This window comes from Bacillus cereus group sp. Bc031 (assembly GCF_027716265.1).
GTDB lineage: Bacteria > Bacillota > Bacilli > Bacillales > Bacillaceae_G > Bacillus_A > Bacillus_A paranthracis.
This window is the reverse complement of record NZ_JAQFUL010000054.1, coordinates 20277-35384: the sequence shown is the minus strand read 5'-3', so window position 1 is coordinate 35384 and position 15108 is coordinate 20277. Positions and strand designations below refer to the sequence as shown.

Genomic DNA, 15108 nt, shown 5'->3' with positions numbered 1-15108 from the left:
GTTAGTTTGTCTAGCATCATAAAATAAAAATTGACGTTTCACGTTGTTTGTTTCGTTCAGTTTTCAAAGAACTACTTCGTCGCTCAGAAGCGACTTTATTAATATAACATTTTGTTATATTTTCGTCAACAACTTTTTTTCAAAAAGTTGTTTTTCGTTTGTTTTGCTTGTTACCTTTCGTGGCAACGAATATAAATATACCAGTTTGATTATTAAAATGCAATAGTTTTTCTAATAAAATTTTTAACTTAGTAAAAAAGTATAAAAACAGCACTTTTCTTCTATATAAATATAATTTCTTCCAACATCAACATCTAATCTCCACACTCATACTCAAATAAAGTGAAACTTTAATCAAGCCTCACCAATCGCGATAAAAAAAGCTTTGGAGAAATCTCCAAAGCTTAGTCTTGTTTATGACGCATAGCAGGGAATAATAGTACGTCACGAATAGATGGTGCATTCGTTAATAACATAACAAGACGATCAATACCAATTCCTAGTCCACCCGTAGGAGGCATACCATACTCAAGAGCTTCGATATAATCATCATCCATCATGTGAGCTTCATCATTACCTTGTTCGCGTTCTTTTAATTGCGCTTCAAAACGTTCTTTCTGATCAATTGGATCATTTAACTCAGTGAATGCATTTGCATGTTCACGTGCAACGATAAATAATTCGAAACGATCTGTGAATCGTGGATCTTCGTCATTCTTTTTCGCAAGTGGCGAAATTTCTACTGGATGACCGTAAATAAATGTTGGTTGGATTAATTTATCTTCTACTTTTTGCTCGAAGAATTCATTAATAATATGACCAACTTCCATTGTATCCTTAATTTCTACATTATGTTCTTTTGCAAGTTCACGCGCTTCTTCTACACTCATCGGATTCCAGAAATCTGCTCCAGAATGTTCTTTAATTGCATCTACCATATGAAGACGTGTCCATTCTGGTTCTAGATTAATTTCATAATCACCATATTGGATTGTTGTTGTACCTAGTACTTGCTTCGCGATATGAGCAACCATATTTTCTGTTAGTTTCATAATATCTTTATAATCAGCATACGCTTCATATAATTCAATCATCGTAAACTCAGGGTTATGACGAGTTGATACACCCTCGTTACGGAATACACGGCCGATTTCATAAACTTTTTCTAATCCACCCACAATAAGGCGTTTTAAATGAAGTTCAATTGCGATACGCATATATAATTCCATATCTAACGCATTATGGTGCGTGATGAAAGGACGCGCAGAAGCTCCACCTGCAATTGCATGCATCATAGGTGTTTCCACTTCAAGATAACCGTTGTCATCTAAGTATCTTCTTATTTCACGAATGATCTTACTGCGAGTAACGAATGTTTCACGGCTTTCCATACTTGTAATTAAGTCTAAGTAACGTTGACGGTAGCGTTGTTCAACATCTTTTAATCCATGATATTTATCCGGTAATGGACGAAGAGATTTCGTTAATAGCGTAAATCCCGTTGCTTTCACTGAAAGTTCTCCAACGTTCGTTTTGAAAATTTTACCTTCAATACCTACTAAGTCACCTAAATCTGCTGTTTTAAATAATTCGTACTCTTCATCTCCAACAGCATCTTTACGAACGTAAATTTGAACTTGTCCATGTAAATCTTGAATATGTGCAAATCCAGCTTTTCCCTTACCGCGTTTTGTCATAATACGACCAGCGATAGAAACAGAGATTTCTTTCTCCTCTAATTCTTCTTTAGAGAACTCTCCATATAGGCTTAATAATTCATTTGTTGCATTTGTACGTTCAAAACGTTTACCGAACGGATCGATCCCTTGCTCACGTAAGTTATGTAGCTTTTCACGACGAACAAGCAATTGGTCGTTTAATTCTTCGTGGTTCATGTTATCCATGGTATTGATATCACTCCAGCTCTATTAATTTTTACAATATATACAGTATAGCATTTTCTACTCAACTAGAAAAACTGCCAGCAACTAACTGGCAGTTCTTCTTTCTTTCACGTAATTATAGGAAGTGTATAGAAGAATGTCAATCTTCCCTTCCTATTATTAACCAACGTGAATTGTTTGTTGTTTCGCTTCTACTTCTTCTACAAATGTACCTAATACATTTGCAAGGTCTTCACGCGTATTACAAGCATTGATACCATTACGTACAGTTGCATTACCACGAATGCCCTTTAAATACCAAGCTGCGTGCTTTCTCATCTCTCTTACAGCGACATTTTCATTCTTTAAATCGATCAGACGATCTAGATGCAACATACATACGTCAATTTTCTCACGTACTGTCGGTTCCGGCATTAATTCACCAGTCTCTAAATACTTTACCGTACGATAAATCATCCATGGATCTCCAAGGGCAGCGCGGCCAATCATAACACCATCTACACCAATTTCATCAAGCATACGCTTTGCATCTTGCGGCGTTGCGACATCACCATTTCCAATAACCGGGATATTTACAGCTTGCTTTACTTGTTTAATAATATCCCAATCCGCTTTTCCTTCATACATTTGTACTCGTGTGCGCCCATGAACTGCTACCGCTTGTCCACCAGCACGCTCAACAGCTTTCGCATTCTCGATTGCGAAAATATGATCCTCATCCCAACCAATACGCATTTTTACTGTAACTGGTTTTTCTACAGCATCTACAACTGCCGCTACCATTTCATATATTTTATTTGGGTCTAAAAGCCACTTTGCTCCTGCATCACACTTAACGATTTTTGGTACTGGGCACCCCATATTAATATCAATGATGTCTGCTGTCGTATATTGATCTACGTATTTCGCAGCATCTACAAGAGTTTCTTTCTCGCCACCAAAAATTTGTAAACTTAATGGCTTTTCTCTCTCATCAATATATAACATATCTAATGTTCTTTTATTGTTCAGTAGTATCGCCTTATCACTTACCATTTCAGCACAAACTAGGCCTGCACCGAATTCTTTTACTGTCAAACGGAATGCAGAGTTACACACTCCCGCCATCGGTGCTAATACAACCGGATTTTTCATCTCAATATTTGCGATTTTTAACACTCGATTTACTCCTTCCTTCATGGTCACTTTGGCATTAGCTCATCTATCGAGACCTTTAATGCTTTAGCAACTTCCACTACAAAGTCTTGGGAAGGCGATCGATTTCCTCGCTCAACTTCACCTAAAACAGATACAGATACCCCTAATTCTTTTGCAAAACCTTCTTGCGTATAACCTTTTAGTTTTCGAAAAGCACGAATGCGTCTTCCCCATTTTTCTGCTTCCATACCGTTACTCCCTCTCGCCTTTTCATTTCTTCTACTTGTGAACGTGAAATGTTTTGTTTTATATCTTGATTAATCTCTAACAACGGAACGATAACAAAAGCTCTTTCGAACATCCGTGGATGCGGAACAATAAGATTCTCTGCTTCAATATTTTCTTGATTATATAGTAAAATGTCAAGGTCGATAGTCCTAGGTCCCCACCTAATTTCCCTTTTTCTTCCTAGATCATTTTCTACTTTTTGCGTTACTTTCAATAATTCTTGCGGTGATAAATTGGTAGAAATTTTTATAACTAAATTTAAAAAGCAACTTTGGTCAGTATAGCCAACCGGTTCCGTCTCATATACAGACGAAACATCCTCAACTTTGATATAAGGATTTTTATTCAGAAACTGAATCGCTTCAGTTAAATACGTATAACGTTCTCCAATATTTGAACCTAATGCAATGTAAGCTATATTATTCATGGACGTTCTCTCGTAATTTCTACCGCTACAGCACGATAATGTCCTGGTATCGGCGGATCTGGTTTAATTACCTTTATCGTACATCTTGAAATACTCTCATATTGTTTCAATATATCTGTAGCAATATTTTCAGCAATACTCTCTACAAGCTTATATGTTCTATCTTCTACAACTTTCCTACATAATTCGAAAAGCTCTCCATAATTAACAGAATGCTCTAAGTCATCACTTTCTCCTGCTTGTTTCAAATCCAATTCCACCGTTAAGTCCACTTTAAATCTCTGGCCTAATTTATTTTCCTCTGGGAATACACCATGATAACCGTAAAACTCCATATCATGAATATAAATTTTATCCAATTACTTTACCCCCTTACCAATCATCGCATCCATCATCTTAGCCATACGTGCCATTTCCTTCACATCATGAACACGAACAAACTCACAACCCTTTTCAATACCAAGACAAACGGTAGCTCCCGTCCCCTCAAGACGTTCTTCTACCGGCAAATCTAGCACATGCCCAATAAAGGACTTTCTTGAAGTACCTAAGAGAACTGGATAACCTAGTACGTTTAACTGTTCTAAATTACGCATCGCTTCTAAATTTTGTTCAGGTGTTTTAGCAAAACCGATGCCCGGGTCTAAAATGATATTCTCATCTCGTACACCAGCATCTTTAGCAATTTTAATACTGTCATATAAATCAGCAACCATATCAGCCATTAAATTACGATAATTCATGTTATCGCGATTATGCATTAAGATAATAGGTACATCGTAATGAGCCGCAACTTCAGCGATTTTCGGTTCCGCCTTCGCTCCCCAAACATCATTAATAATATGAGCACCAGCTTCGATTGCTTGTTTTGCAACTTCCGCTTTATATGTGTCGATAGAAATAGGCAATTTCACCTCTTTTGAAACAGCCTGAATCATTGGAACAACTCGTTTTATTTCTTCTTCCACTGACACTTTAGCAAAGCCCGGACGAGTAGATTCGCCACCAATATCAATAATATGAGCACCTTCATCTCGCATTTCTTTCGCATGGCGCACTGCAGCATCTACCTCGTTGTAACTCCCACCATCAGAAAACGAATCTGGTGTTACATTTAAAATCCCCATAATTAACGTTTTTTCATTTAAGTTCAATGTATATTCGCCGCAGCGCAAATCATAATCCCACTTCAAACTACACATCTCCTCTTCGTAATTCATTTCTGCTCCACAATTTCTCTCTCTGCATTTCATAAAGGTTCATAAATCTTTTTGTAACCATACCTACTTTACCCGGGAAATCTCGTCCCTCTATACGATTAAGCGGAACAATTTCTTGAATCGAGTTTGTTACGAAGACTTCATCGGCTGAAAGTAATTCATCTTTTGTAAAGAAACCTTCTTTTACTTCTATACCAATCTCTTCAGCAACCTTTATAATAAACGCACGAGTGATACCATTTAAAATCCCTGTTTCAAGCGAAGGTGTATATAAAATATCACCTTTCACAAAAAAGAGATTCGAAACAATACCCTCTGCAACATAACCTACTTCAGTCAGGAAAATCCCTTCCTTATTCACACCATTTCCAATTTCACGTTTCCCTAAAATGTTATTTAAATAATGGTGAGACTTCAAGCGAGATGCACCCTCTGGGGTATTTCTCACTTGATTTAAGATAACCCCTTCTTTTTCCACTACATCTCCCGGGGCCGCTAAAGGTTTTATAAAAACAATAATAGACGGCTCTTCATACATTTCTGTTTGCAATCCAATTTCATCTATACCCGCCGATACATTAAAACGGACATACGCATGCTCTAATTTATTCTTAACGATTAAATTCTTCAAAATAAGCATTACTTCATCTTTCGTCTTTGTCCATTTTATTTGCAATGTATCCAGCGCATCTATTAAACGGTCATAATGATCATCCAATAAGAAAGGATGACCATTATAAATACGAAAAGTCTCAAAAACTCCAAGACCATATAAATAACCATGATCATAAGGAGAAATTCTCGCTTCACTCGATTCTACATACTGACCATTTACGTAAATTAACATGATGTCACACTTGGACTATATTTACGAATGAAATTCTGCAACAACTCTTTCCCGTGAGAAGTCATAATAGATTCCGGGTGGAACTGCACACCTTCAATCGGTAATGTTGTATGGCGGAGCGCCATAATTTCCCCTTCTTCTGTCCAAGACGTTACCTCTAAACAATCAGGTAACGTCTCTTTCTTAACAATAAGGGAATGATAGCGTGTCGCGGTAAACGGATTAGGGATATCCGAAAAAATCGTCTTCTCATCATGATGCATAAGCGATGTTTTCCCATGCATTAATCGCTCTGCACGAACAACCTCTCCACCAAACACTTGCGCAATAGATTGATGCCCAAGACAAACCCCAAAAATCGGAATCTTTCCAGCAAAGTATCGAATAACCTCCATACTAATTCCTGCCTCATTCGGACTACATGGACCTGGCGAAATCATTAAAAAGTCTGGTTTCATATTCTCAATATCTGAAATAGTCACTTCATCGTTACGTTTAACAACAAGATCTTGTCCAAGTTCTCCAAGAAACTGCACTAAATTAAATGTAAAAGAATCATAATTATCAATCATTAATATCATTTCTCTCACCTAACCGTTTCTTCACTACGTTCTTTTGCACGCCATAAAGCAATCGCCTTTTTTAACGACTCTTTATATTCATTTTCCGGATTTGAATCAATTACAATTCCCGCCCCAGCTTGTACATGCGCTTTTCCGTCTTTAGCAAGAAGTGTCCTAATTACAATATTCAATTCTGTATCTCCAGAATAACTGATCCAACCGATTGAACCTGTATAAATCCCTCGGCGAACAGGTTCTAATTCTTCAATAATTTCCATCGTACGTATTTTCGGAGCACCCGTAATTGTTCCTCCAGGGAATACAGCCTTCACTAAATCGAAAGCATCTTTATCTTCTTCCACCTCACCACGCACATTAGAAACAATATGCATAACATGTGAGTATTTCTCAATTACCATAAACTCGTCTACTTCTACAGTGCCATATTTACAAACACGTCCTAAATCATTTCGCTCTAAATCTACAAGCATGACGTGCTCTGCTCTTTCTTTTTCATTCTCAATTAATTCCCTTGCCAATTCTTCATCCTCTTGCTCATTTGCCCCTCTAGATCTCGTTCCAGCAATTGGTCTTGTACTTACTTCAGTTCCCTGTTTCTTAATTAGCAACTCTGGCGATCCACTTACAATTTGAAAATCCCCGAGCTCCAAGTAACCCATATATGGAGATGGATTAATTTCACGAAGACTTGTATATATTTCTAGTGGGTGTGTTTGTAACGTTCTTTCTTGTCTTGTCGACAAGTTTACTTGGAACACATCACCAGCCCCAATATATTCTTGAATACATTCAACCGCCTTCATAAAGCTTTCTTCAGTAAAAGCAACTGCTTCATTTTTCTTTTCAGGGCACGCAAACGGTATAGTCACTTCCGGCGCTTCTGTTGCCCAAAGAATCTTCCATTCATTTAATCGCTCTTTTGCCTCTTCGTGCTTATCTACATAATGTGTAATAATCCATAATACTTTTTCTTTTTGATCATACACAAACACATCATCAAATAATAAAAAGAATATATCAGGTATATTAATATCATCTTCCGCAAGAGAAGGAAGTTTTTCAATATAACGGATGCAATCATAACTAAAGTAACCAATTGCACCACCTTGAAAAGGCGGGTATTCCGGATTATAATCCGTTTTCCATCGCTCCATATATTCCTGCATTAAATCTAATGGGTTTCCTTGCTTTATTGTTTCCTTACCACTTTCACTTATATGTAACGTTTCACCCTTCTCTCGGATTACCGCTACTGGGTTTAATCCCACGATGTTATAACGACCGCCACGTCCACTCTCTAACAAAATATGTTGCGGTTTATCCTTAGAAAGAAATTTATATTGCTTAAAGAAATCTAACTGATATGGAATAGAAAGCGCTAAAGATTTTCTTCGTTGCATATCAACACCCCGTCTTCTTTTATCCCACCCTCTTATATTAACCACTTCAAGCTACATTCGTTATGTATATAGAAGGGTTATATTCGAAGGCTAGTGAAAATAAATTAATGATACTACCTCTTATTTTACATGAAGTTTTCTAGTCATTCACTCTTTTCCTATTTCCAATCCAAAAAGAAAAAGCATCCTTTTTTAAGGATGCTTTTTCAATCACATGTAATTAAGACTCAAATTGATAAAGTGGTGTACTTAAATAACGTTCACCATTACTTGGGATAATAACAAGTACCTTTTTCCCTTTACCTAACTTTTTCGCAACTTCTGTCGCTGCATAAATAACTGCTCCTGAAGAGATACCAACTAAAATACCTTCCTCTTTAGCCACTCTTCTTGCGTATTCGAACGCTTGCTCTGTTTTCACTTGAATGATTTCATCATATACTTCTACATCCAATGTTTCTGGAACAAATCCAGCCCCAATTCCTTGGATTTTATGTGGACCCGGTTTTCCACCAGATAACACTGGTGAATCCGCAGGTTCTACTGCATAAATTTTAATATCTTTATATGCTTCCTTCAGCACTTCACCAGCACCAGTAATCGTTCCACCTGTACCAATACCTGCAATAAATGCATCTAATTGGTCGCCCATTTGCTCAACAATTTCTGGACCTGTTGTTAAACGATGAATTTCTGGATTTGATTGATTTTTGAACTGTTGCGGTATAAAGTAGCCATGTTCTTTTGCTAATTCAGTCGCTTGACGAATTGCTCCGCCCATTCCTTCAGGCCCTGGAGTCAATACTAATTCAGCGCCATAAGCACGTAATAAATTGCGACGCTCAACGCTCATTGTTTCTGGCATTACTAAAATTGCCTTATATCCTTTAGCAGCTGCTACCATCGCTAAACCAATTCCTGTGTTACCACTTGTCGGCTCAATGATTGTATCGCCTTCTTTTAATAATCCTTTTTTCTCAGCATCTTCAATCATAGCTAATGCGATACGATCTTTAACGCTGCTCCCCGGATTCATAAATTCTAATTTTAAGTATATATCTGCGCTATCTGATTCTACGATGCGGTTCAACTTAACGATCGGCGTTTTCCCGATTAATTCTGAAACTGATTGTGCCACTCGCATTCCTGTCACTCCTAACACCGAGTATTTTTATTGGTTTTGTCTATATTTAGATTTTGTCAGAAAATTCCCTGTTTGTCAATGTATTTAGAGGGTAAATTCCCTTATTACAAATTCTCAATTAAATTTGTAATATCTTCTTTAGAGAACTTGTATCGCTCATTACAGAAGTGACAATGAACTTCTGTTTCTTCTTCTTCTTCACGAACTTGCTCTAACTCCGTTTTACCTAAACTAATTAACACACTCTCGATACGTTCGCGTGAGCATGTGCAATTAAATTGAACATCCATCGTTTCTAATACTTTTACCTTATCTTCTCCAAGGACTGCATACAGTAATTCTTCTGGAGAAAGCCCTTGTTCGATCAATGTTGATACAGGAAGAATCTTCTGCAAACGCTCTTCAATGAATGAAATTGTCTCTTCCTGTGCACCCGGCATAATTTGAAGGATAAATCCACCTGCCGCTAATATGCTATCGTCTCCATTTACAAGGACACCAACACCTACAGAAGAAGGCGTCTGCTCAGAAACTGCAAAATAATACGTGAAGTCTTCTCCTAATTCTCCTGAAACAATTGGAGATTGACCAATAAACGGCTCACGCATACCAATATCTTTAATTACCGTTACAAATCCTTCAGTACCTACCGCTTGATATACACGTAATTTCCCTTGTTCTGTTCCTTCAAAGTCAACATGTGGATTCGTTACATAACCACGTACATCTCCATTTGCATGAGCATCTACTAAGATAGGACCAATCGGACCATTTCCTTCTACCTTAATTGTTAGCTTTTGGTCACCTTTTAACATTGCCCCCATCATTGTACCTGCAGTTAAAGAACGACCAAGTGCCGCTGAAGCTGTTCTCCATGTATCATGACGTCTTTGCGCCTCGCTTACCGTGTTTGTAGTACGTACACTATACGCACGCACTTCCCCATCAAATGCTAACGCTTTTACTAAATAATCTTTCATACTTATTTATTCACCTTTCTCATGCTGTAAATTTGCATTACGCTCGTATAACATATACAAACCTTTTAATGTTAAGAATGGATCTACAACATCAATTACATTCGATTCTTCTGAAATTAATTTCGCTAATCCACCTGTTGCAATAACTTTTGGTTCTTGTTTAGCTTCCTCTTTCATGCGCTTAACAATACCTTCCACTTGTCCAACATAACCATAAAGAATACCGGATTGCATCGCACTTACCGTATTCTTCCCAACTACACTGCTTGGTTTTGTAATTTCAATACGAGGAAGTTTTGCCGCTCTACTATATAAAGCCTCTGCTGAAATCATAATTCCTGGTGTAATAACTCCACCCATATAATGCTTTTCTTCGTTAATATAACAATATGTAGTAGCCGTACCAAAATCGACAATAATAAGCGGACTTCCATATAAGTGGATTCCTGCTACTGCATTTACGATTCGATCCGCACCTACTTCTCGTGGATTTTCATATTTAATATTTAGCCCCGTTTTTATTCCAGGACCTACTACAAGCGGCTTAATTTTAAAATACTTTTCACACATGCGCTCTAAAGCAAACATAATTGGTGGTACGACTGAAGACACGATAATACCTTTCACATCTTCAAACGAAAGACCCTCATGCTCAAGCAACTGTTTTACAAGCATTCCATATTCATCTTCTGTCTTATGACGATCCGTTTCCATGCGCCAATGTTGACGAAGTTCCCCCTCTTCAAACACGCCCAGTACAGCATTTGTGTTCCCTACATCCAATACAAAAATCATATTCTCACCACTTATCTTATTTAATCTATATTTGTGCAGTATGTATAAAACTTATAAAAACATCATATCACACATACTTATATAATCAGCTTTTCTATCCTCATCATTTTACAAAAAGATTACTCCCTATTTCAATTTTTAGTACCAGATTTATTTAAATTCTTTTTCTACTTAGTTCCCTTCTACAAATAAAAAAGGAGTGACTACCGTCACTCCTTCATCTCTTCTTACTTATCTTCTGATTCTTCATCGTCCTTCTTCATGTTGATGTTTACTTTCACATCAGCTGAAGATGTTGAACGTTCTGGCAATCTGCCATAGTCACATAAATGATTGATTTGCTCCGCATCTAACGTTTCTACTTCAAGTAACGTTTTCGCAATAAGATCTAGTTTATCACGATTGTCAGTAAGAATTTGTTTTGCACGAGCATAACATTCTTTCATAATCGTTTGCATTTCCATATCGATTTCGTGTGCAATCGCATCACTATAGTTTTGTTCTGAATGGAAGTCTCTTCCTAAGAACACTTGACCACCTTGTGAGCTACCAAATTGCATTGGTCCAAGCTTATCACTCATACCAAATTCCGTTACCATACGTCTTGCAATACCAGTCGCACGTTGGAAGTCATTATGAGCACCTGTACTTACTTCACCAAATACAATCTCTTCAGCTACTCGACCACCAAGTAAACCAGTGATTTTATCAAGTAACTCTGGTTTTGTCATGAAGTAACGATCTTCTTTTGGAAGCATTACTGCATATCCACCAGCTTGACCACGAGGGATAATTGTTACTTTATGAACGACATCAGCTTCATCAAGGACAACACCAATTACAGTGTGGCCCGCTTCATGGAAAGCAACGATATTACGTTCTTTTTCAGAGATAACACGACTTTTCTTAGCCGGACCTGCAATAACACGATCCGTCGCTTCATCAATGTCACTCATATCAATTTTCTTCTTATCTTGACGCGCAGCTACTAAAGCAGCTTCGTTTAATAAGTTTTCAAGATCGGCACCAGAGAATCCTGGTGTACGAGTTGCAATTGCTCTTAAGTTGATATTCTCATCAAGCGGTTTATTACGAGCATGCACTTTCAGTACAGCTTCACGGCCATTTACATCTGGACGATCTACTGTAATTTGACGGTCAAAACGACCTGGACGTAATAATGCTGGGTCAAGAATATCAGGACGGTTTGTCGCAGCGATGATAATAATACCTTCGTTGGCACCGAATCCATCCATTTCAACAAGCAATTGGTTTAACGTTTGTTCACGCTCATCATGGCCACCACCAAGACCAGCGCCACGTTGACGTCCTACCGCATCAATTTCATCAATGAAAATGATGCAAGGAGCATTTTTCTTTGCGTTTTCGAATAAATCACGTACACGTGATGCACCGACACCGACGAACATCTCTACGAAATCAGAACCACTGATAGAGAAGAACGGAACGCCTGCCTCACCCGCAACGGCACGTGCTAGTAAAGTTTTACCTGTACCTGGAGGTCCCACTAATAGAACACCCTTCGGAATACGGGCACCAACTTCAGCAAACTTACGAGGATCTTTCAAGAATTCAACTACCTCAACAAGCTCTTGTTTCTCTTCATCTGCTCCAGCAACATCTCTGAAACGAACTTTTTTCTTTTCGTCATTATATAACTTCGCCTTACTTTTCCCGAAGTTCATAACACGGCTACCGCCGCCCTGAGCTTGGTTTAATAAGAAGAAGAATAAAATGAAGATAATGACAAACGGGATGATAGAAGTAAAGAAGGTTACCCAAGCACTTGTTTCTTCTGCTGGTTGATACTTAACTTCAGCACCTTGCGCTTTATCATTAATTTTCTTTTGTAATTCCTCAGTATTTGGTGCATAAGTAACAAATTGTTCTCCCTGGCTAGAGTTATTAAATTGTCCTTTTACTTCAAACACACCATTTTTCGGTTGAAGCTGCACATTACGCACTTCACCTTTTTCTAGTTTAGTAATGAATTTATCGTAGCTAACTGATGTCGTTTTTTGTGTCGAACCATTAAAATAGCTCACGATTCCAATTACTACTAGGAATATCAGTAAATAAAAGATGGTATTACGGAAGATACGATTCATTCCTAACCTCCTCTCACGGCATAAACACTATAGTAAATCGTAACATAGAAAAACTTTCCTATACAATTGTGACGCCTGTATTTAATTAATTTGAGTAAACGCTTGGTTTTAATACTCCTACATAAGGAAGATTACGGTATTGCTCTTTATAATCTAATCCATATCCTACAACAAATTCATGCGGTACAGTAAACCCAACATAATCCGCTTTCAAATCTACCTTACGGCCTGTTGGTTTATCTAATAACGTAACGATTTTTACAGACTTCGCTTTACGATATTTAAATAGGTCTACTAAGTAACTTAGTGTAAGACCGCTATCAATAATATCTTCAACGATTAAAATATCGCGACCTTCTACAGAAGTATCAAGGTCTTTTAAAATTTTCACTTCGCCTGTTGAAACAGTTGAGTGACCGTAACTAGATACAGCCATAAAATCCATTTCAAGATATGTATCTGTTCTCTTTAATAAATCTGCCATAAATGGCATTGCACCCTTTAGTACACCAATCGCAAGAGGTACTGTGTTTTTATAGTCCTCTGCAATAATTGCGCCTAATTCGAGCACCTTTTCTTGTATTTGCTCTTCAGAAATTAATACTTTTTCGATATCTTGATTCATCATTTCATTATCCTCCCGGAAGACTCCTTGCTTTTGTAGTGAATAATCATATATTTATCCTTCTTTGCTGCCTCTTTCGAGATAGCAAATGCAGATCGCTTCAACAAGGGTAACCAAATAACATTCCCACTTGCATCACAAACGACCGGCCATTCTTCTCTTTTTTCTCTCGGTACTTTTGCTTCGATAAAAATAGCTTTTATCTTTTTGGTGCCATTCATACCTTGTATTGACATGCGATCTCCATTTTTTCTAGACCGAATACGAAGTGGATATGATATATCATTATACTTAGCAACAAATACTGTTTCATTCATGTCACTTGGTATATCTTCGCTCACCTCTGTTACAAGTTTATCCCCGTTCGATAGCGTAATTGTCCCGGGCACTGATAAATCTTGTAAGAAAGGAGAAACAATTTCTTGTTTAAATCCAAAGCTACACTCCTCGTATGCGCGAACAATTTTCAAATCACCTGGGAAATCAAGTGAACCCGAAGGCTGTGTCCGCTTAAAAAACTCAATCACTTTGTCAATATGTATAGAGGAAAGAGAAGATGGAATCTTATATTCATAAAGATAGTTTAATATTAGTTGAATCCCTCTTCTTTGTAAAGGCATAGACATGGATTCAAAGGCAGGAATTGATAAGCTAATTTGTTTATCACTTTTTTTTGTAATTACTTTATTCATTTTCTCAAAAGCTAATTCCTGCAAATACGCCTCATCCTCTTGCATCTGCATGCTAAATTTTTGGAATTTCTCATGCACTTGTGGGTTTTCTTCTTTCAAATGAGGAAGAACGTATTTACGTAATCGATTCCTTGTATATACTTCCTTTTTATTACTTGGATCTATACGAGGAATTATTTTCAGCTTATTACAGTAATCAACAATTTCTTCCTTTGTTACTCCAAGTAACGGCCTAATTAAATATCCATTATGAAAAGGACGCTTCACTGCAATTCCTGCATATCCTTTCGGAGTACTCCCTCGTACAAGACGCATTAAAATCGTCTCTACTTGGTCATCACCATGATGTCCAAGGGCTACATATCTCGCATCATATTTCTTCATTATTCTTTCCAAAAATGCATATCTGCATTCTCTAGCAGCAACCTGTGCATTCATCCCGTATTGCTGTTGATATTGCGACACATTAATTCTTATCGTTTCGCAAATAACTCCCAGTCCTTTACAAAGGTCCTGCACAAACTGTAGGTCCTCATGAGATTCATCACCTCTAAACATGTGATCCATATGCGCCACTACAATTTCAAACTGTTTTGCCGCTCTTTTTTCTAACAAATAATATAGAAGAGCCAAAGAGTCAGGACCACCAGAAACCCCTACAACAATTGTTGAGCGTTCCTTTAATACATCATGCTGCTTTACAAAGTCATCTACCTTTTCAACAAATGTATCTTTCAACTTCGTAATCACCTTTCATTAAACAAGAACAGCAACGTTAGTTACCTTGTTTATAATGGTACAACTTTTACAAACATTGTGCAAAAAAAAGATATACAAAAATTACATTTTTATCTTACATCATCCGTATATATTCACAAAAATAATAACATTATCTTTTAAAGCAAAAAAACCTAGGTATTCACCTAGGTTTTTAGA

At 37.3% G+C, this 15108-nt stretch carries 15 protein-coding genes; all 15 read right to left on the bottom strand.

What is annotated here, in order from left to right:
• Window positions 1-404: 404 nt before the first annotated feature.
• Window positions 405-1904, bottom strand: a complete 1500-nt coding sequence (gene lysS / locus PDQ33_RS19335) for a lysine--tRNA ligase (RefSeq protein ID WP_270756460.1) — start codon at window positions 1902-1904, stop codon at window positions 405-407.
• 159 nt (window positions 1905-2063) lie between these two features.
• The gene (gene dusB, locus PDQ33_RS19330) at window positions 2064-3062 is read right to left on the bottom strand and encodes a tRNA dihydrouridine synthase DusB (RefSeq protein ID WP_000912258.1); all 999 of its coding nucleotides are present in this window, start codon (window positions 3060-3062) and stop codon (window positions 2064-2066) included.
• A 23-nt stretch (window positions 3063-3085) separates the two neighbouring features.
• Window positions 3086-3289 (bottom strand): helix-turn-helix domain-containing protein, encoded by a 204-nt coding sequence (locus PDQ33_RS19325; RefSeq protein WP_000387027.1) that lies wholly within the window; start codon window positions 3287-3289, stop codon window positions 3086-3088.
• Entirely contained in the window at window positions 3241-3756 is a 516-nt protein-coding gene (gene folK / locus PDQ33_RS19320) for a 2-amino-4-hydroxy-6-hydroxymethyldihydropteridine diphosphokinase (protein WP_001059445.1), read from the bottom strand. Before folK ends, PDQ33_RS19325 begins: the two co-directional genes overlap by 49 nt.
• Window positions 3753-4115 (bottom strand): dihydroneopterin aldolase, encoded by a 363-nt coding sequence (folB, locus tag PDQ33_RS19315; protein WP_000358059.1) that lies wholly within the window; start codon window positions 4113-4115, stop codon window positions 3753-3755. The genes folK and folB overlap by 4 nt, the downstream gene beginning before the upstream one ends.
• Window positions 4116-4976 (bottom strand): dihydropteroate synthase, encoded by an 861-nt coding sequence (gene folP, locus PDQ33_RS19310; protein ID WP_002081846.1) that lies wholly within the window; start codon window positions 4974-4976, stop codon window positions 4116-4118.
• Entirely contained in the window at window positions 4951-5823 is an 873-nt protein-coding gene (gene pabC / locus PDQ33_RS19305) for an aminodeoxychorismate lyase (protein WP_000909887.1), read from the bottom strand. The genes folP and pabC overlap by 26 nt, the downstream gene beginning before the upstream one ends.
• Entirely contained in the window at window positions 5817-6404 is a 588-nt protein-coding gene (gene pabA / locus PDQ33_RS19300) for an aminodeoxychorismate/anthranilate synthase component II (protein WP_000602276.1), read from the bottom strand. Before pabA ends, pabC begins: the two co-directional genes overlap by 7 nt.
• 5 nt (window positions 6405-6409) lie before the next feature.
• Window positions 6410-7807, bottom strand: coding sequence for an aminodeoxychorismate synthase component I (gene pabB / locus PDQ33_RS19295; RefSeq protein WP_270394026.1), 1398 nt, complete (start codon window positions 7805-7807; stop codon window positions 6410-6412).
• 220 nt (window positions 7808-8027) lie between these two features.
• Window positions 8028-8951 (bottom strand): cysteine synthase A, encoded by a 924-nt coding sequence (cysK, locus tag PDQ33_RS19290; protein ID WP_001261709.1) that lies wholly within the window; start codon window positions 8949-8951, stop codon window positions 8028-8030.
• Between the two features lie 104 nt (window positions 8952-9055).
• Window positions 9056-9931 (bottom strand): redox-regulated molecular chaperone HslO, encoded by an 876-nt coding sequence (gene hslO, locus PDQ33_RS19285; RefSeq protein ID WP_061131944.1) that lies wholly within the window; start codon window positions 9929-9931, stop codon window positions 9056-9058.
• Between the two features lie 6 nt (window positions 9932-9937).
• Window positions 9938-10726 (bottom strand): type III pantothenate kinase, encoded by a 789-nt coding sequence (locus PDQ33_RS19280; protein ID WP_000578367.1) that lies wholly within the window; start codon window positions 10724-10726, stop codon window positions 9938-9940.
• A 227-nt stretch (window positions 10727-10953) separates the two neighbouring features.
• Entirely contained in the window at window positions 10954-12855 is a 1902-nt protein-coding gene (gene ftsH, locus PDQ33_RS19275) for an ATP-dependent zinc metalloprotease FtsH (RefSeq protein ID WP_270756456.1), read from the bottom strand.
• Window positions 12856-12940: 85 nt separating this feature from the next.
• Window positions 12941-13483, bottom strand: coding sequence for a hypoxanthine phosphoribosyltransferase (gene hpt, locus PDQ33_RS19270; RefSeq protein WP_000981838.1), 543 nt, complete (start codon window positions 13481-13483; stop codon window positions 12941-12943).
• The gene (tilS, locus tag PDQ33_RS19265; RefSeq protein ID WP_270756455.1) at window positions 13480-14910 is read right to left on the bottom strand and encodes a tRNA lysidine(34) synthetase TilS; all 1431 of its coding nucleotides are present in this window, start codon (window positions 14908-14910) and stop codon (window positions 13480-13482) included. Before tilS ends, hpt begins: the two co-directional genes overlap by 4 nt.
• Window positions 14911-15108 lie beyond the last annotated feature (198 nt).

Coding starts and splice junctions, on each gene's coding strand:
- lysS (WP_270756460.1), bottom strand. CDS start 1,904: ATGGATAACATGAACCACGAAGAATTAAACGACCAATTGCTTGTTCGT.
- PDQ33_RS19325 (WP_000387027.1), bottom strand. CDS start 3,289: ATGGAAGCAGAAAAATGGGGAAGACGCATTCGTGCTTTTCGAAAACTA.
- folK (WP_001059445.1), bottom strand. CDS start 3,756: ATGAATAATATAGCTTACATTGCATTAGGTTCAAATATTGGAGAACGT.
- folP (WP_002081846.1), bottom strand. CDS start 4,976: ATGAATTACGAAGAGGAGATGTGTAGTTTGAAGTGGGATTATGATTTG.
- pabC (WP_000909887.1), bottom strand. CDS start 5,823: ATGTTAATTTACGTAAATGGTCAGTATGTAGAATCGAGTGAAGCGAGA.
- pabA (WP_000602276.1), bottom strand. CDS start 6,404: ATGATATTAATGATTGATAATTATGATTCTTTTACATTTAATTTAGTG.
- pabB (WP_270394026.1), bottom strand. CDS start 7,807: ATGCAACGAAGAAAATCTTTAGCGCTTTCTATTCCATATCAGTTAGAT.
- cysK (WP_001261709.1), bottom strand. CDS start 8,951: ATGCGAGTGGCACAATCAGTTTCAGAATTAATCGGGAAAACGCCGATC.
- hslO (WP_061131944.1), bottom strand. CDS start 9,931: ATGAAAGATTATTTAGTAAAAGCGTTAGCATTTGATGGGGAAGTGCGT.
- PDQ33_RS19280 (WP_000578367.1), bottom strand. CDS start 10,726: ATGATTTTTGTATTGGATGTAGGGAACACAAATGCTGTACTGGGCGTG.
- ftsH (WP_270756456.1), bottom strand. CDS start 12,855: ATGAATCGTATCTTCCGTAATACCATCTTTTATTTACTGATATTCCTA.
- hpt (WP_000981838.1), bottom strand. CDS start 13,483: ATGATGAATCAAGATATCGAAAAAGTATTAATTTCTGAAGAGCAAATA.